This window comes from Paenibacillus sp. NPDC056933 (assembly GCF_042674385.1).
Lineage (GTDB): Bacteria > Bacillota > Bacilli > Paenibacillales > Paenibacillaceae > Paenibacillus.
The window spans coordinates 2,376,175-2,394,446 of sequence record NZ_JBHUQN010000001.1; the positions used below are offsets into that span (position 1 = coordinate 2,376,175).

The 18,272-nt window shown below is 44.1% G+C and carries 17 protein-coding genes; 10 read left to right on the plus strand and 7 right to left on the minus strand.

The window, feature by feature from the left end; genetic code table 11:
• Positions 1-158 precede the first annotated feature (158 nt).
• On the minus strand, positions 159-1,400 hold the full coding sequence (locus ACFTRD_RS10640; protein WP_379379545.1) for an MFS transporter: 1,242 nt from the start codon (positions 1,398-1,400) through the stop codon (positions 159-161).
• 157 nt (positions 1,401-1,557) lie between these two features.
• Complete coding sequence (locus ACFTRD_RS10645; protein WP_379379547.1) at positions 1,558-2,031, minus strand: MarR family transcriptional regulator; 474 nt, start codon at positions 2,029-2,031, stop codon at positions 1,558-1,560.
• 200 nt (positions 2,032-2,231) lie between these two features.
• On the opposite strand from ACFTRD_RS10645, the gene ACFTRD_RS10650 reads away from it, so the two are divergent.
• The 8 genes from ACFTRD_RS10650 to ACFTRD_RS10685 all read left to right on the plus strand — a co-directional run bounded on the left by ACFTRD_RS10650 (position 2,232) and on the right by ACFTRD_RS10685 (position 10,293).
• Positions 2,232-3,578 carry a spore germination protein gene (locus ACFTRD_RS10650; RefSeq protein ID WP_379379549.1) on the plus strand — a complete coding sequence of 449 codons (1,347 nt, stop codon included), beginning with the start codon at positions 2,232-2,234 and terminating at the stop codon, positions 3,576-3,578.
• On the plus strand, positions 3,571-4,641 hold the full coding sequence (locus ACFTRD_RS10655) for a GerAB/ArcD/ProY family transporter (protein ID WP_379379551.1): 1,071 nt from the start codon (positions 3,571-3,573) through the stop codon (positions 4,639-4,641). The genes ACFTRD_RS10650 and ACFTRD_RS10655 overlap by 8 nt, the downstream gene beginning before the upstream one ends.
• 2 nt (positions 4,642-4,643) lie before the next feature.
• Positions 4,644-5,732, plus strand: a complete 1,089-nt coding sequence (locus tag ACFTRD_RS10660; RefSeq protein WP_379379553.1) for a Ger(x)C family spore germination protein — start codon at positions 4,644-4,646, stop codon at positions 5,730-5,732.
• A gap of 142 nt (positions 5,733-5,874) precedes the next feature.
• Complete coding sequence (locus ACFTRD_RS10665; RefSeq protein ID WP_379379555.1) at positions 5,875-6,615, plus strand: methyltransferase domain-containing protein; 741 nt, start codon at positions 5,875-5,877, stop codon at positions 6,613-6,615.
• Positions 6,616-6,648: 33 nt separating this feature from the next.
• Positions 6,649-7,800 (plus strand): NAD(P)/FAD-dependent oxidoreductase, encoded by a 1,152-nt coding sequence (locus tag ACFTRD_RS10670; RefSeq protein WP_379379557.1) that lies wholly within the window; start codon positions 6,649-6,651, stop codon positions 7,798-7,800.
• A gap of 171 nt (positions 7,801-7,971) precedes the next feature.
• On the plus strand, positions 7,972-9,165 hold the full coding sequence (locus ACFTRD_RS10675) for an aminotransferase-like domain-containing protein (protein ID WP_379379559.1): 1,194 nt from the start codon (positions 7,972-7,974) through the stop codon (positions 9,163-9,165).
• A gap of 45 nt (positions 9,166-9,210) precedes the next feature.
• Positions 9,211-9,519, plus strand: a complete 309-nt coding sequence (locus ACFTRD_RS10680; protein WP_379379561.1) for a hypothetical protein — start codon at positions 9,211-9,213, stop codon at positions 9,517-9,519.
• A 285-nt stretch (positions 9,520-9,804) separates the two neighbouring features.
• Complete coding sequence (locus tag ACFTRD_RS10685; RefSeq protein WP_379379563.1) at positions 9,805-10,293, plus strand: GNAT family N-acetyltransferase; 489 nt, start codon at positions 9,805-9,807, stop codon at positions 10,291-10,293.
• 152 nt (positions 10,294-10,445) lie between these two features.
• Here the strand turns inward: ACFTRD_RS10685 and ACFTRD_RS10690 are convergent, their stop codons facing one another.
• Positions 10,446-11,720, minus strand: coding sequence for a stalk domain-containing protein (locus tag ACFTRD_RS10690; protein WP_379379565.1), 1,275 nt, complete (start codon positions 11,718-11,720; stop codon positions 10,446-10,448).
• A gap of 264 nt (positions 11,721-11,984) precedes the next feature.
• Complete coding sequence (locus tag ACFTRD_RS10695; protein WP_379379567.1) at positions 11,985-12,746, minus strand: SDR family NAD(P)-dependent oxidoreductase; 762 nt, start codon at positions 12,744-12,746, stop codon at positions 11,985-11,987.
• A gap of 111 nt (positions 12,747-12,857) precedes the next feature.
• On the opposite strand from ACFTRD_RS10695, the gene ACFTRD_RS10700 reads away from it, so the two are divergent.
• On the plus strand, positions 12,858-13,220 hold the full coding sequence (locus ACFTRD_RS10700; RefSeq protein ID WP_379379569.1) for a MerR family transcriptional regulator: 363 nt from the start codon (positions 12,858-12,860) through the stop codon (positions 13,218-13,220).
• A 105-nt stretch (positions 13,221-13,325) separates the two neighbouring features.
• Here the strand turns inward: ACFTRD_RS10700 and metE are convergent, their stop codons facing one another.
• The 3 genes from metE to ACFTRD_RS10715 form a co-directional block, all read right to left on the minus strand.
• Positions 13,326-15,617, minus strand: a complete 2,292-nt coding sequence (gene metE / locus ACFTRD_RS10705) for a 5-methyltetrahydropteroyltriglutamate--homocysteine S-methyltransferase (protein WP_379379571.1) — start codon at positions 15,615-15,617, stop codon at positions 13,326-13,328.
• Positions 15,618-15,745: 128 nt separating this feature from the next.
• The gene (locus ACFTRD_RS10710) at positions 15,746-16,597 is read right to left on the minus strand and encodes a DUF4179 domain-containing protein (RefSeq protein WP_379379573.1); all 852 of its coding nucleotides are present in this window, start codon (positions 16,595-16,597) and stop codon (positions 15,746-15,748) included.
• The gene (locus tag ACFTRD_RS10715; RefSeq protein WP_379379575.1) at positions 16,594-17,112 is read right to left on the minus strand and encodes a sigma-70 family RNA polymerase sigma factor; all 519 of its coding nucleotides are present in this window, start codon (positions 17,110-17,112) and stop codon (positions 16,594-16,596) included. Before ACFTRD_RS10715 ends, ACFTRD_RS10710 begins: the two co-directional genes overlap by 4 nt.
• 250 nt (positions 17,113-17,362) lie before the next feature.
• Here ACFTRD_RS10715 and ACFTRD_RS10720 point away from each other — a divergent pair, with 250 nt between their 5' ends.
• On the plus strand, positions 17,363-18,241 hold the full coding sequence (locus ACFTRD_RS10720) for an AraC family transcriptional regulator (RefSeq protein ID WP_379379577.1): 879 nt from the start codon (positions 17,363-17,365) through the stop codon (positions 18,239-18,241).
• The last annotated feature ends 31 nt before the right edge of the window (positions 18,242-18,272 follow it).

Sequence of the window (18,272 nt, forward strand, 5' to 3'; positions counted from 1 at the left end):
TGCACTGGAGGTTGGAAAGGCAGAGTACTTGAATTGATATCCTGGGGTGTAGACCGATAGGGTTTCAGAACGTATACCTAAGTTCTGAAACCCTATTATCTGTTCTATGTTGTCTCGACACCCATCAATCCAATACTTGCCTGATGAAAGCAGGTATTTTAAATAGTTACTTGCCCTCGCTTATACAAAACAGGTATTGCCGCTGCTATAAGGATCATACCCATAATGGCGGGTGCAGCATGACCAAGTAATACATAGATCTGACCTCCAATGATCGGACCAATCATTCTAGCTAAAGCCTGAATAGATTGGCTCCCCCCCTGAATCCTACCTTGTTCACTAGAATCCACAGACTTGGAGAGCATGCCATTAAAGGAAGGCCCGAAGATCGAATCACCAAAACCAAAGATAAACATGCCAGCGATAAACAGAGGATAGAATGAGAACAAAGTAGACAGTGCAATGAGACTGTAACCTATAATCTCTGAAATCATGCCAAGAATGGCTATCTGTTTGTCACTAAGTTTTTTCAAAAGCTTAGGCATGATCAAACCTTGTGAGATGATGTCCTGAACACCCATAATCGAGAACATAAGTCCAATTATTGCAGGCTTCCAATTGAAAGTATCCATTGAAAATTGGGAGAAAACGGCCTGTAAAGATCCGTTGGGTATCCAAAGTAAGAACGCTGAAATCAGTAACCTGTTTAAGTTTTTCATGGAAAGCAGATTTGCAAGCTGTATGAATGGATTAAGTCTCACCAAAGTAATTTCTTTCAGTCTATTTTTCTTGTCCAGACTCTCAGGCATAAAAAAGAATCCATATATCACATTCACTAAAGTTATGATTGCTCCAAAATACATGGGTGCAGCATAATCTATCTTGGCGAGTAATCCGCCTACAGTCGGGCCAATGACGGTGCCGACACCTACAACCGCACTCACCCATCCAAAGTATTTGGTTCTCTGTTCAGGTGGGATGATGTCCGCAAAATATGCAAAGATTGTGCCTATGCTTCCGCCTGTTATACCTTCGATTATACGCCCCGCAAAGAGTACCCATAGAGCTCCGCCTATGCCGAAAACCAAGTATCCGATTGCAGAACCCAAAAGGCATACCAAGAGCAATGGACGACGACCATATTTGTCACTCAGAGCTCCAAGTACGGGAGCCGCAAAAAATACGCAAAAGGCATAAACAGAGGTCAGCAGCGTAACGACGATAGCTTGTTGTCCTGGACTGCTTATATAAGGCTGTACTAAGAATGGGACGACTGGTGCAATGATACTGAATCCTATTCCACAAAGAAACACAGAGATCAGGCCGAACAATAAAGCGTGTTTGTCTATGGTTTGTTCTGTGTTCTGTGTATGTTGTGATCGTGATCGTAATTTAAACATTCAATTCTCTCCTAAAAAGTTGTGATTTTATTTCCTTGGAAACATTAATATCGTACAACCGCTTTGTTTCCTTGTCAACAAAAATAATGGCAATAAAAAAACAGCCTGTTCTCAAATAGAGTTCGGCTGCCTTGAGTTTAATTTTGATTATTCGGATTTATTCCGACTTCAGATCTGTACCCAGCTTCTTTATTTCTGCATCCAGATGCCGATTATACTTGTCCACGAATTTAAGCATACTGTCGAATTGAGCATCGGTTACCTGTTCAAATACGGCTTTATCTCGCTCGTGAAACTCGTTGTGAAGGTCCTCATGGATTTGATAAATGACTTTCCCTTGCTCCGTAAGTCTAAAATAGATTTCTTTCTTGTTATCCGATTTCTGGTAACTTTCGATCAGTCCTTTTTCTATAAGCTTCTTCGTTAATTTACTTATCGCACCGCGAGTCATATAAAAAGACTCCGCAAGCTTTGTTACATTGGAATCTGCATTCTTTTCAATATATTCGATGCAATGTACTTCAGAAGGCTTATAACCCTTAAGACTTTCTTCCATCTTATCTTTATTAAGCCAAACCAGCTTGTTATATAAGTCTCTGAAACCCAATAGGACCTGTTCTTCTTTGTTCATGGCCTATATCCTCCCACACGTTGGTGCATTACAATATTATATTCAATTTGGGTTTCCAGTTCAAAAATATCAAGATAATTTATTTCATAATGGATTAAATCCATCCAACATTAAGGTCAATAAAGGCGGGGGAAATCATGGTGACTTTCTGAATAAACTTTTTTCTTAACGACATACTATTTCAGAAGAGGTGGTAAAATTTGCAGCAAATCCATGAACAAGATCTTCACGATATAGAAAAGCAACTCTCTGAACATTTCAAAAAGAGCTCGGATTTCTTAACCAAGAACGTGGTTATCGCCAATCAGGAATGCAGAGCATATTACATGGAGACCCTTGTCGATTTTCCGACAACATTGTCTGCAATTAACCATGCGGCGAGTGGTAATGAAAACGAATCATTTCAAAACATGTTCAGTCCATTTGAAGAAGAGGCCTCCATGTCCGTGGATGAGATATCCGGCCATATTTTGCATGGAAAGCTTGTTCTGTTCAGCACAGAAGGAATGGCAGTTGTCATGGAACCGGAGCATACGGACATTTCGCGATCTGTTAGTGCACCGGAGAGTGAGAATCCCTTGCAATCTGCGTATGATGCTTTTACAGAAGATATTAATAAAAACATCGGTTTGCTGCGTAAAAAGATGATCTCCGATGATTTGGTTATTGAACGACGCGAAACAGGAACCCGGTCTACCAAGAAAATTGCCATGGTATACCTGGAGGGAGTTGCCCAAGCTAAGGTCATTGCGTCTATTCGGGATAAACTGGAACAAAATAAGGACAAGGAACTGACTACGGTAAGGGACCTGGTTAGTATATTGGGGCATCCGAAATTCTCATTAACACCGACGTATATCTCTTCGGAGTTGCCTGGAGAGATGGTACAGCATCTGATGAACGGAAAAGTGGTTATATTGCTTGACCAATTTTCGTTTGCCTTTGCTTTTCCAGCCATTATAACGGATCTATGGTCAACAACGCTGGACGTTAACTATCCGTATCTGTTTCAAGTGTTTTTACGAACCGTACGGGCGATTGGTGCACTTTTGGCGATCACGCTGCCGGGTATGTATGTCGTGCTGAATTCGGTGAACCCGGAACTGTTGCGAATACAACTCGCCATAACGGTAGCCAAGAGCAGAGAAGGGGTTCCGTATCCTTCATTAATTGAAATGCTTCTGGTAATGATGCTGCTGGAGATGATTATTGAAGCTGCGATTCGACTTCCCAAAAATATTGGACCTACGATAACCATGATTGGCGGTATTCTGTTGGGACAAGCGATCGTCCAGGCCAAACTCGTCAGCAATCTGTTAATTATTATATTGGTTGCCTCGGCGATTGCCAACTTTGTACTGGCGGGGTATATGAACACGACGGGTATCCGAATGTATAAATACGTTGTGATGCTCATCAGTGCCTTTTTCGGGATATGGGGCCTTGAGGCAGCCATGATTTGGATCATATTGTATTTTGCTTCACTGAATACGTGCACCGTTCCTTATTTGAGTTTAAGTGTGAAAGGGAAGGTTTCAGATGAATAGAACTCAGATTCTAACCCTGTTTATTCTGCTTCATCTTGCTTCAATCTTTGCCATCTTCCCCGAGCGTATCATCTCTGCGACTTCGAAAGGGCACTGGATGGCCATTTTGGTCCTCTTTTTGGTAGAGCTCATGGTTCTTTGGTTTTACTTAAAAGCCTTATCGCAGTTCCCGGGAAAAACAGTGGTGGACATCTGTAATGACTCACTGGGCAAGTGGGGAACGAGGCTCATCGTTCTGCCGTTGCTCGTTTTCCTATATATCGAGTTGTTTTTGCTTATGTATTTTCAGGCAGGTGAAATTAAAGCCGTACTACTTCAGAGAACACCGCCAGCAGCGACAGGGGCTCTCTTCATCGTTCTCTGTTTCTATGCTGTGTGGAAGGGCCTCGGTGTAATGATTCGGGCTAGCATCGGATTGTGTATCCTGTTGATGCCATTCATCTTTTTCTCCATGCTGATCAGTATCCAAAATTTCAGAGTAAGCTACATTTTTCCAATATGGGATAGCGAGATGTCGTTTTTCTCCCACAAGGATTTTTATGTATGTACGGTAATTTCAGCTGGATTTCTGTTCCTTGGCATGATTCCCTCCAAGCAACGCATTCGTTTTGGTAAAGCTGCTGCTGCGGTCGGTATCATTTTTGTATTCGCTTTGGGTTCTGTATATGTTCCGCTTCTTGTATTCGGACAGGAAACCGTAGTGCATTTGCAATATCCCATGTTGATGGCATCGGATACCATTGATCTGGAGTGGGTTGTTTTTGATTGGCTCCCCAGCTTTTACGTAGTAGCTTCCAGTGCACTGGGCATCCTGAAGGTTTCTGTTTTACTCTGGATTCTTGTTTCTCTTCTACAACAGCTATTTATGCCGAAAATCAACCGAATATGGATTCTTTCCTCGGCGTGCGTTTCTTTGTATCTGATTAGTCTGTGGATACCGGATATCAACGCTTTGAATTCATATCTGTATCTGAATTCTTACTTTTGCGTTTATAGCGTAATCGGTTTTCCGATCGTTGTATTCCTCGCGGCGCAATTACGGCGAAAGAAGGTGAACACATGAGCATGCGAATCATTAAGACCCTGATGATAACGCTATCCATGATCATGCTGCTTGCGGGATGTTGGGATACAAAGGATATTAACAAAGAATATCTGCCTGTCGTCATGGGCATAGGAAAAGGCAACAGGGAAAAGTACAGGATCATTCTCCAAATACCTGATGCATCAGGAAAAACCCAAATTCTGGACAAAGAGTCCAAATCCATCAGTAAAGCCATCGATTTGATACGTACCGATTCCGAAAAAAGCATTGAATTGGTGCATCTGAGGTTGTTTCTAATCGACAAACAGGTCGCCCAGAACGGGATTGACAATATTATCAACTTTGCCGTGAGAGCGAACGACATTTCGATCAAAGGACTGGTAGGGGTCATTGACGGAGATTTCGAAAAGACGATGTACCATCAGATCTCGCCAACACCTGAAATTTCTTCATATGACTTTTTTAACCCGGAAGCCGGATGGACTCCCAATCAATCCATCGTTAGAATATGGGAAGCCTTCCAAAGTCAAAATTCATATTCGGAGGATATGGCGATCCCGATGCTCAAAAACGGAGTTCGAACCTTGTTTACCTTTAAAGGCACGGCTGTCATGCGGGACGATCGCATGGTGGGAACGCTGAATCAGGAAGAGACTCTTTTGTTTAATTTATTCAAAGGAAAATATACTGGGGGAACCATTGAAGTGTCAAAGAACACAAGTGTTCTGATTGAAGACGCCAAAATCAAACATCGGACCCAGTGGTCGGAGAAAGGCCCATCACTCCAAACGGATGTTGTTCTCAATGTGGTGATTACGGAAAGCCCTGAAGGAAAAGGCAATGCGTTAATTGAGAAAGAAATGCAGGAAGATTTGAGCCGACAATTTAATAAGACCGTAAGAAAGATTCAATCCCTGAAATCGGATGTACTGGGTGTTGGGATGATATTCCGTCCCCAATTGTCGAAGGAAAAGCTAATCGATTGGAAGACCAAGTGGTTTCCGAAATTGGAGCAAAAAGTTAACGTTCGCGTCAACGTTCTGAACGAAATTTATTTTAAAGAGGATACACTCGATAATGAGAATCAGGGAAATTTGATAAAGCAATAACTTGTGTTATGAAGTCGCCATGTTGGCGACTTTTTGTGCCATTTTGAAAGCTTTTGAAACTCATAGCTTCTGAGACCTGCTGTTTATTAATAAAGATGAAGTGTGGCTGTAAAAATTAACTCTGCGTTAAAGGAGCTGGATCATGTCTTTCTTTAGAATACTATCCGCAAGGGCAAGGGAAGATGAATTGATGGATGATTTCTCGATGGGTGGAGAAGAATTGAGCGAAGCGCTCAAACATTTGAGGCGGCTGAACAAAATATTCGCTGCTCCCGGTCCAACACGGGCAGGAGTTGAGAAGTTATGGAGAGCAATTGGGAGTCCGGATAAATTGACTATTCTTGATGTGGGTGCAGGTTCAGGTGACGTAAACCAGAAGCTGCTGCAATGGGCGGAGCAGAAAGGAATTCTACTTAAGATCACCCTTGTTGATCTGACGGAAGAGGCATGTGAGGAAGCCAGACGACTTTTTCGAAACGAACCCAGGATTAAAGTACGGCGTGTGGATGTCATGGAATTGCCGGAAGGCTCAGCAGATATCGTGACTGGTTCCCAGTTTATCCATCATTTTGAGGGGAAGCAACTGGTTGATATGGTCTCACATATGTTGCGTGCCTCCAGGTATGGCGTCGTAATTAACGATATTCATCGCCATCCCGTATCCTATGCAGCCGTTTGGATTACCACGCGGATAATCTCAAGGAATCGGTATATTCGTCATGATGGACCGCTGTCTGTTGCGAAAGGATTCACAGGAAGGGATTGGCGGGACTTGAAACAACAGCTGAACCACGACACGATGACCTATGAATGGAAGCCTCTATTCCGATATTCGGTTGTCATTCCGAGTATTAGGACACTATCGCAGTCTAATGGGCTGTAACCATAATGCATAATGAAGGGCGGGTATTATTAAGTGTCTAAGCCAATCGATGTCATTGTCATCGGAGCAGGAATTGCTGGCAGTACCTGTGCGTTGCAGCTTGCCAAACAAGGGCATCGAACACTTCTGCTGGATCGGCAGGCGTTTCCGCGTCACAAAACATGCGGTGAATTTATGTCCCCTGAGACAAAAGAGATGCTGGAATATTTGGGGATCTATCTGCTTGATCAAGAGATCACGCCCAGCAACATAGATCTTGCCAAAATCATTATGCCTCTGGGCGGGGAGATAGAAGCCCCGCTGCCAGGATCGGCTTATGGGATTAGCCGTTATGAGCTGGATCGGATTCTACACGAAGAAGCTGTAGCTTCAGGAGTTGAGATGATTACAAGAGCAACCATAACGGGTATTCAGCAACTGGACGATCACAGCTATGAAGTAGAGGTGAAACGTGGTAACGATCGGATAAGTTATAGAGCAAGAACCGTCGTTGGCGCCCATGGTACGAAGAAGCCGCGTGGAATGAAATCAAAGGAAGAGCTGTACGAAAAAACGGCATATGTCGGTATCAAATCGCACTACAGGGGAATCGCTCTCCCTTCGCAGGTAGAGCTGTATTTTTGCAAGGGAGGATACGTCGGTATTTCACCGATTGAGGGTGGTATCGTCAATGTAGCAGCGTTGTTGACATTGGATGCGGTACAGGGCAGTGGAAAGTCTGTTCCGGATATATTGCAGGCCGCGTCTTTAACCAACGAGAGATTGGCAGCAAGGCTCGCCGAGGGCAGTTCTGTCCAGGGAACACAGGTATCTGTTGCACCACTCCATCTATCCAAAGTTCCTGAACCATGGTCCCAATATCCGCATATTGGTGATGCCATGCTGATGATCCCCCCCTTATGCGGGGATGGGATGTCCATTGCGCTTCGTTCCTCGCTATTGTGTGCTGAATGGACTGATAAATATCTTCGAGGCAGTATCAGCTACACCCAGTGGCAGTCCGAGTATTCGAAGGAAGCGAATCAGGAATTCACCCAGCTGCTCCGACGAGCAAGGAGAATCCAGAAGCTCGCTTTTGCCAAAACCAATAAATTCTATCCGGGTCTGGTACGGGTCATTCCTGGTCTGGCGACTTATTTGGTTAAAGCAACACGATTATCGGAAATTAATCTCGTCCATCGATGACGATGGATAAGTAAATCCATATGGAAAGGGGCGGCTTAAGTCAGCCTCTTTTTTGCTTGTCCTGTGAATTTTGACAAGACCGTTTAGAAATCCGGCGAATGCTCGTATAATAGAATTTAATGTAGAGTTAGAAACAAGAGTCCAATTTGAAATCAGGAGGCATTATTTTAGATGAACTATACATTTTCCAACCGCATTGCTGCACTGCAGCCATCGATTATTCGTGAGATTCTGAAGGCCACTTCGGGTCAAAATGTAATTCCATTCTCAGCGGGAAATCCCGCTCCGGAAACCTTTCCTATAGAGGCCATACGAACATTTACCCAGTCCATTTTGGAACAGGACCCGGTAACAGCACTGCAATATGGAATTACCGAAGGCTATGCACCGCTGCGGGATACATTAACCCGGCATTTGCAGACCGGCTTTGATACGGGTGAAGCGTCGGATGAACTGTTCATCGTATCCGGAGCCCAACAGGGAATTGAACTCACTTGTAAAGTTTTCTGTAATGAAGGAGATACAATTATCTGTGAGAGTCCCAGCTTCATCGGCTCCCTGAACTCTTTCCGTGCTTCGGGCGCCAAGCTTGTCGGTGTTCCCATGGAAACGGACGGCATGGATATCGAGAAGCTGGAACATGCCCTGCAAACGGAAAAGAATGTAAAACTGATCTACGTGATTCCGAGTTTCCAAAACCCGACGGGCATTACCACAAGTCTGGAGAAGCGCAAGGCCATTTATGATCTGGCCAAAAAGTACGGTGTCATGATTCTGGAAGATAACCCATACGGAGAGCTTCGATTCAGCGGAGAAGATGTAGCGACGATTAAATCGATGGATGACGAGGGTCTGGTCATTTATGTAGGGTCATTCTCCAAAATCCTGTCTGCCGGACTTCGCGTCGGATATGTTCTGGCACCTCATGAAGTTGTGCAGAAGATGGTTGTCGCCAAGCAGGGAGAGGATGTACATACAGCCATGCTGCCACAGATTTTGGCATACAAGTTCATGACGGAGTATAACTACGCTGAGCATATTAGCAGCATCCGAGACATTTACCGCAGGAAATCTGCCTTAATGATTAGTAAGTTGCAGGAACATATGGGCGAGTCCATTACCTTTACCCATCCAGATGGTGGCCTGTTCCTCTGGTGTGAACTGCCTGCCCACATCCCAATGTTGGATTATGCCAAAACAGCTGCCGCTGAAGGTGTAGCCGTAGTTCCGGGCACTGCTTTTCTCGTTGATGAGAGTGAGCCCTGCAATGCCATCAGACTTAATTTCTCAACACCATCCGATGAGCAGATCGTGAAGGGAATTGAAAAACTGGGACAGGTTCTGAACAAATTTGGATTGAATTGAACCAGTGATATTTCATATAAATTTATACATTTTGGAGGCACATCTATGAATCAACGTTTTCGGATCACTCGTTCCATGCAAGAAAATAATGGAGAGCAGTCCATCTCTTTGGAGGAGTGTAAGCAGTACTTTGCATCCAAACCGGACTTTACGTATTCGCCCGTCCTGACCATCCAAGGACCTGAGAGCCTCATGTCCATCGATGGGGATTTCTTCATGTGGAAATATGAGGACTTGCAGATTCCATTCCGTCTTTATATGGGGGATCTGTATGTTGCGATTGTGAATGAAGCTGTCGTTCCGCAAATGATTGAGGTTGCAACGGATCTGCGAGCCGATGTGGTCGAAGGATAAGTCGAGATTCAGGATGAAGATTCTGATTCTCTGATCAAGACCTGGAACAGGATCAACAGCTAGATTCCCTGAAAGTCGCCAATGGCGGCTTTTTTTGGTAGGAACCTATTCGCGATACCCAACATGCGGATTAGTATTGAAAATCCTGATGATGGTGCAACCTATCAGAGATGTGCTTATTGAAATATTCAATCGATGGGGGAATTGACGGTCAGGATCGTTCATGATAATTTTATATCAATCACCAATGCCAATAAATCCAATGAGAAAAAGGGGTTATGTGCAATGTCGTCGATCGTGCTTGCTGCCGCGGAAGATATACGAAGCAAGGATTCGGAACTGTTAATCAAGGAGCTGAGCGAAGAACTGGGATTGTTATATGGCGGTGATGGGACTGCAGGATTTCAGCCATCAGACGTGGAGGCACCGCGATCAGCGTTTATTGTTGCCCGTTTGCACGGGTACCCTGTAGGTTGCGGAGCGATCAGACCTCTTGATGACACATCTGTGGAGGTCAAGCGCATGTATACACGTTCGGATTTTCGTCGCAAGGGTGTAGCTCAGGCCATCCTGACCGAAGCGGAGCGTCTTGCACTTGTGTTTGGCTACACCAATCTGAAACTTCAGACTGGCCCCAAACAGCCTGAAGCAGCGGCTCTTTATGAAAGAGTAGGATACTATCGAATACCGATTTTTCACGGCGATTGGGATCAGGTGCTCGCTTATCAAAAAGATCTGGTGCTTAGTGCAACACAACGAAGCGGTGGATCATGATTGACAGAGTACGCATAGTTGATATTCGACTGGTCCTTTTATAGCGTCTATAGATCACCAAATAAGAAACGAACCGAAATCTCCCACATGAAATTCAGAGATTTTGGTTCGTTTTTTGAATTCTACACAGAATCAGGAATGTCGAAATTCATTTATTCTTTTATGACGGAAGCATGTACTGCATCTTGCATCTGGTTGTTATGGGCGCGGAATAATCCAAGTCGCCAGAAGGCAGCACCTTTGAGATCGTATCTCTTGGCAAGACCCAACTTATCATCTATGGAAGTCGAGGTTTCACTATTTAAGCTGATACCGAGCAAGAGCTTTTGTTTGGATACGCCAGCATCTAGTGCAAGCTGGATCGCCTGATCGACAAGACTGTTCGGTTCGGGTACCTGCGATTTGGTGCCTACGGGATTATACTGATAAGCCATCATGATTATATCATCCGCTATGGAAGCGAGCGTTTTATAATCATAGCCTTTATATGCACTATTTAATGGAGGGACGGCCACAGATAAAGCGGTGTCTTTTGGCAGTGCAGCCTTCAATTGCTTGATGTAATTGTTAAGCAGCTTCTGCTGATCCACAGCATCCAGTTTATAACCCAATCCTTCAAAATCAAGAACTACGCCTCCAAAACCATTCTCTGCAATGGCAGCGGTAATGCCGTCAATGGACTTCTGTCGCATGCTGTTATCACTCAGAACCTTGGTCAACTCTCCGTTTCCATCCAAAGCATAAACCATCAGATATGGTTTAATGTTCTGATCCGCCGTTTCCGCAACAATGGATTGAGGTGTAACTTCACCAGCAGCAGCAGGGAGGCGGTACTCATCACCCTGAAGTGTAAACTGACCCTCGCGATCAATACGGCTCCAGCCAAAAGCGACGGAGTTCATGGATGCAACCAAATCCCTTTCCTGGAAGGATTGCAGCGCATAGAAGGCTCTCAAGTGCATTTCGCGCTGAGGTGATACAAGCGAAACAGTACGGGTTGACTGGTTCCAGCTCACACCAACACCGAACTGACTACTGAATGAACTAAGTGGTATGAGCACTCGACCTTCCCGCTGGACAGGCGGGGCAGCCAGTTTCACTTTTTCCCCATTGACGGTGGCTGTCGTACTTCCTACTTGAAGCAGAACTTCTGTTGTTTGTCCCTTCAGTGTACCTGTCGCTTTCACCGTTTGCGTCTTGCTGTTCCATGTGATGTTGATGCCTAGAGCTTCTCCTACCGTGCGGAAAGGAACGTAGGTGACTCCTTTGTCAATCCGCGGGTCTGCATCGAATTTCAAGGGTACGTCATCCAGCAAGACTGAAATGGCAGGCGCAGCATAGACATCACCGATGTTTGGTGTGGCCCCGAGCACGGATAAAGCAAGTAGGGTAGCAGCAGCAATTTTTCCAACTCGTTTAGTTAACATGCTTTGTTTTCCTCCAACTTATGAAATAGTAGTAGAATGACATCATCATGGATAGGGTTAATCTAGCATACATCAGTATAGCAAAATTTTCATAGAGTACCAATATTTTAAGAGTATACTTGGAACCAAATCGCAGAGAATAACCAAAAAAGCCTCTCGGCTTTTCATCGAGAGACTTCGATTTCATAAGATACAAAACAGAAAGATAGGGTCTGAACATCATCTGGACTAATGACTTTTTTACGTCTGATTGCGATTCTGAGATTATTTTCGGTTGCTCGTTACGTACGGATAAATCGGATCTTTTAACTCAAAATCATATGTTGCTCCATTTACAATGCCTACCACTTTCTCACTGTCATATAAATCGAGCAAGAATCCAGCCATTTGTGCAGCGGTGTGGAATTTCGGAACAGTGCCGTCATATTCAAAATGGTCCACATCAAATGAACGTTTTGCAAACTCGGTCTCTGTTGCAGCAGGTGCTAATACTTTGGCCTGCAAAGGCGCTCCTTTTCCTTTCAGCTCTTGAGCTAGCCCTTCGGTAAAGGCACTCACATAGAACTTGGTTGCACAGTAGGTGACTGCATCTGCAACAATGTTGTATCCGCCGCCAGAGGAAATATTGATGATTTGTGTGCCATCCACCTCTGCATAGTCCCGTACATAAAGAGAGGAGAGAATCGTCAGCGCTTCGATGTTTAGATGAAGCATATTTTCGATTTTATTTAAGTTTTGTTCTCCGACAGAAGCAAAATTGCCAAATCCAGCATTGTTAATCCAGGTCTCGATGGAGTACTCCTGAAGACCTCGGTAGAACGCATGGACTTGTTCGTTTACAGCTAAGTCAACGGATCGAATGACAACATCCAGTTCCGGGTTCATCTCAGCTACCTTGGATTTCAACTTTTCCAGTTCTTCCATTCGGCGTGCGGCCAGGATCAAGTTTTTTCCACGAGCTGCAAAAGCCAGGGCTGCTTCATATCCAATGCCAGAGCTGGCGCCAGTAATAACGGTATATTTCATATAAGTTTCCTCCTCAGTATCCATGCATTTTATTTATTGTGGATGTACGCTGAATTGATTATACTGATTAGAGTTAACTCTAAGTCAAGAAGAACGCTTCGGAGGTTTAATATGCATACCATTGGTGAAACGGCAGAAATGTTGGGGATAAGTGCACATACACTGCGGTATTACGAAAAAGAACAGATTATTACTCCCGCTCGTGATGCGAGTGGAGACAGACGATACAATGACTCTCATATTCAATGGCTACAATTCGTGATCAAATTAAAAGAAACTCAAATGCCCATCGTAACCATTAAGAAATATGCCGCATTATTTTTGGAAGGAGATCATACCACACTGGATCGGTTGTCTCTTTTGGAGGAGCACAGACTCTCGATTCAAAATCAGATTGAAACATTAAAGACTGTAGATGAGATACTTGAACATAAAATTGAGTTTTATAAAGAATTCATCGTTAAACAAAAATAAACGGGAACACGAGTCGTAAAAGTGTTCATCATAAAAGCCGGATTACCCCATAAAGTAGGGGAATCCGGCTTTTGAGTTATAGAGTAAGCCTCATAAACGTATCGCTTAAACGGTTGTTGCAACGTGCTTTTCACGGGCAATTTTGGTTGCATCAACCATGTTGCGCAAGGAAGCGACCGTTTCTTCGAGTCCACGGGTTTTGAGACCGCAATCCGGATTAATCCAGAACAGTTTGGGGTCCAATACACGCAAGGCACGTTCGATCATGCTGGTCATTTCGTCCACACTTGGAACACGCGGGCTATGAATATCATATACCCCGAGTCCAATTCCCAGTTTGTAAGTGTTCAATTCAAAGCTATGAATCAGTTCACCGTGACTGCGGGAGGTCTCGATGGAGATGACATCGGCATCCATGGCTTCGATGGAGTCAATCATGTCATGGAATTCGCAATAGCACATATGTGTATGAATTTGCGTCGTATCTTGAACCGTGCAAGTGGAAATGCGGAATGCTTTGACCGCCCAGGCCAGATAATCGGCTTGCTCCGATTCCTTCAGTGGCAATCCTTCGCGAACCGCAGGCTCGTCGACCTGAATCATACCGATACCTGCTTGCTCAAGTGCTTCGACTTCCTGTCTCAGCGCATACGCCAACTGATATGCGATGTGCTCGCGTGGGATGTCCTCACGTACAAACGACCAGTTCATGATCGTGATCGGGCCGGTGAGCATACCTTTAACAGGGCGCTGTGTCTGGGACTGTGCATATTTAGTTTCTTCAACGGTCATTTCCCCAATAAATGCGACGTCTCCAAATATAATCGGTGGTTTTACGCAACGGGAACCGTATGATTGTACCCAGCCAAATTGTGTGAAGGCAAACCCTGCGAGTTTTTCGCCAAAGAACTCCACCATGTCGGTACGCTCAAACTCACCATGCACGAGAACATCCAACTCGATCTCTTCCTGAAGTTTGATCCAGATATCAATTTGATCCCGGATAAAGGCAGCATATTGTTCATTGTTCAACTCACCCTTACGCCACAGTTGACGTGCTTTGCGTACTTCTGCTGATTGTGGGAAGCTGCCAATGGTCGTTGTAGGGAAGAGTGGTAATTTCCATTTCGCTTGTTGAGCAATATGACGTTCGGCAAAAGGACGGGAACGTTCCGGCTGTTGAACACGAAGTGAAGCTACGGCCTCTTGTACAGCAACACGGTTGCGGTCTTCAGATTGCTGGAGAGCCTGAATGGTACGATCGGACTTGTCAATTTCTGCGATGATTCCAGCATCTCTTGAAGATAATGCTTTGGTCAACAGAACAATTTCGTCCAACTTTTCATCTGCAAATGCCAGAGCATTTTTCAGTTCGGGTGTGAGTTTAGTTTCACGCTCTGTCGTTACTGGAACATGAAGCAAGCTGCATGAGGATTGAACGATCAAACGTTCAGGTGTCACCAGTTCAGCCAGCTCATCCAACAGCTTCAGTTTTCCCGGTAAAGAGGCTTTCCAGATCCCACGACCATCAATAACTCCAGCACCCAGAATTTTATCTGCCGGGAAACCGGAATTTTGAATGGACTGAATATTACCCGTAGCCCCGTGTACAAAATCGAGCCCGATGCCCTGAACCGGCAGTGCAACAATGCTGCTGTAGTTCTCGACGGATTCAAAGTAGGTTTGCAGCATAATGTTCAGACTGGGTACAGCTGTTGCAAACGTCTCATATATTTTGTTCAGCAACTGTAGGTCAGCTTCGCTTGTTTTGGTCACCAGGATCGGCTCATCAATCTGTACCCACTGAACACCTTCATTTGCAAGCTCCTGCAACACTTGAACATAAAGGGGAAGCAGGCGGTCCAGCCAAGCGTCAGTTTCGGATTTATCATATCCTTTGGACAGCTTCAGGAAGGTCAATGGTCCGACAAGAACCGGTTTTCCTTCAATACCCAGCTTTTCTTTGGCTTCACGATAAGCTATAAGGGGTTTATTCTCTGTAAGAGCAGGGGATGCACCGTCCAGTTCAGGCACGATATAGTGATAGTTGGTGTTGAACCATTTTGTCATTTCACTTGCTGCTGCATCTTTTGTTCCCCGGGCAATTCCGTAATAGACGGACAAAGGAACAGCGCCGCCGTCATATGTAAACCGTTTCGGGACAATTCCGAACATAACGGCTGTATCCAGGATATGATCGTAGTAACTGAAATCATTGACTGGAATGAGATCGATACCTTTTTCTTGCTGCTTGCGCAAATGATCTAAACGGATTTCCTGCAATCGTGCTTGAAACTCTGTTTCTTCGAGCTTGCCAGACCAAAATGCCTCCAACGCTTTCTTCCATTCCCGATCGGCACCAATTCTTGGATATCCCAATACACTGCTCTTCACCATTCGTAAAACTCCTCTACAATATGTTAAAGAAAATTTATCACAGATTCAGAGCTATAATGTAATTCCATTAAATTATATCCAGCTATAGCCATAGGCTATAGCTGACATTGGTAAAATGTTGGGACTGATTAATTCGGGCTCTCGTTACTCATCCAGCTATCTACATAGAAATCGCCGGTATAGGACTCTCGTTCTGAAATTTCTTTGAGCTTGAGCTGGGCCTCTTCGGCGGTATCATATGCACCAATCACAGCAATAAATTCACCGTTGGCCGTTTTTAGATAGGAGATATCCTCTTCAGGATATGCCTCTTCCAAGTGTCCCATCTGTTCTCCTAGTGGCATGGCGTCCGTACGCAGAGAGAAAACCTTTTGTGGTTCCACAGACTCACCATTGGAAGTGAGCGTCACTTCAAGGTATCCAGGGTTCTCAAACTCGGTTACGGAGTACTCCACACCATCTTTCAGCTCAACGACGAAGCGTATGGCCGAGTCATCCAGAATGATATTGCGATAAACATCCTTGACCAGGGTTTGAGCAAGAAAATCTTTCTCGATCTTGTCAAAATCAACTAAACGCACACCGTTTAATGTAAAAATGAGACGATTAGGGGCATCTTTCTGTTCTACCTTATAAGACGGTACACTGGTGACGGACGCACCTTCATCACGACTAAAATCAATTTTAAGCGTATTTTCTGTCGCCTCCGTATTAACGCTAACTCCATCTGTAATCTTGCCTCCGATACCAAATTGCAGAACCTGTACAATAGTTCCGACCACGGGTATTTTAGCCATTGCGTTTGTTACGGAAGGGATGTTAACGACAAACAGAAAAACAATACATGCTGCAATTACTGAAGTGTAGCGAATGATTCGAAATGAACTCTTGCGAGCAGTCGCTTTTTTCTGGGCATGCTGAATAACGTCAGTAAGCTGTGCAGGAATTTCAATGTTTTTGTAACGATCTTTTCCCGTCATATGTTTTCTATCTCTCCTTCGATCAGATAAAATTTTAATTTATTGATGATTCGATAGAACTTGGACTTCACTGTATTTTCCGGTAGGGCAAGTACTTCTGCCATTTCTCTAAAAGGAAGATTCACAAAATACTTTAAAATGATGTATGTTTTCTCTTCGGGCAAAAGCCGGTCCAATGCATCATATAAATCCATTTTCTCTTCCAGTGTTACACCTCGTTCAGTAGCCACAAACTCCTGCATGTGATCCTCCATATAGGTCACTCGCTTGTTGCGTCGAATATGATCGATAGCTGTATTGATCACAATCCGTGACATCCAGGAATCAAAATAGGTCATGGAATTCATCTTTCCATAAGCAAGGAAACCTTTATAGGTTGCCTCGGATACGATATCCAGCGCTTCATGTTCATTTTTCACATAGCTGTAAGCCAGCCGATATAATTTTTCCTGAATTCCAGCTATATTTTCACTGAACTGTTGTTCCTTCATCTTTTTATGGTTCAGTCTGATCACTCCTAATTAACACCCCTTATAAACCCGATTATTCAAGTCACTAGTGTTTCCAGGCCTGGATTTTATTTAAGTGCTTGCGTTGGCTTGACACTCGTTAGACTGATGAGAGGACCAAATAGTTCTATTGTAAATTTTTTTCTTGAAGACATCCCATTTTTTATCCAGATTTATAGAGGAGAGAAGCATTTAATGCATAATAGTAATACAAGGTAAATGTTGTTGAACTGGAAAATAAGGAAAGGGTGATTGGATGGGTGTACCTACTTTTCTTGAAACAGGTCATATGACAGAAGGACTTCCGATCCGGGTGATTCATACCGGTAATCCGTTTAATTTTGCCGCCCACTGGCATGAAGAGGTGGAGATGGTAGTCGTGAATGGGAATAATGCAAGAATAGGTGTGAATAACCATGTACATGAGCTGAACCAAGGAGATGTGCTGCTTATCAAACCAGGGGATGTTCATTGTTTCTTGCCGGGCACCAATCATTTAACTATTATTCAGTTTCGACTGGAGTTGCTGACGGGAAGTTTCACAACGGATAAGGAAACACAGCATCTGCGGGAGCTTTTCAATAAAACGGTGGTCATCCCCTCAAATATCAGTTCCGAGAGAAATATGGGGAAATATATAGATGCCCTATTGAATGAAGAGAAGGATCAACAGGCGGGATACCGCTGGCTAATGGTAGCCAGACTGTACGATCTTATTGTTCACATGCTGCGTACAAAGGCTCCGATTACAGCTGAAATGAATTCAGGATTACTCTGTACCGCTTCCAAAAAGTTCGAATTTCTGGAATCTGTCTGTACGTATCTGGAGGAGCACTATGCTGAACCCATCAAGCTGGATCAAGTGGCGGAGCATATCAAATTCAGCAAGTTTCATGTATGCAAGCTGTTTAAAGAGATCAAGGGAATCACACTCATGGAGTATCTGAATCATTTTCGGATTATCAAATCGGAGTGGGCGTTATTGTTCCGTGAGGATTCCATATTGGATATCGCAATGGGGCATGGGTTTAACAATGTGAACTCGTACAATCGTCTTTTCAAAAAATATAATCACTGTACACCCTCCGAATTTCGCAAAAAGCATCGCAAAAATATCACAACCTATGAAGGATGATTCGCAATATTTGGTGAGAAAGCCCTCTCTA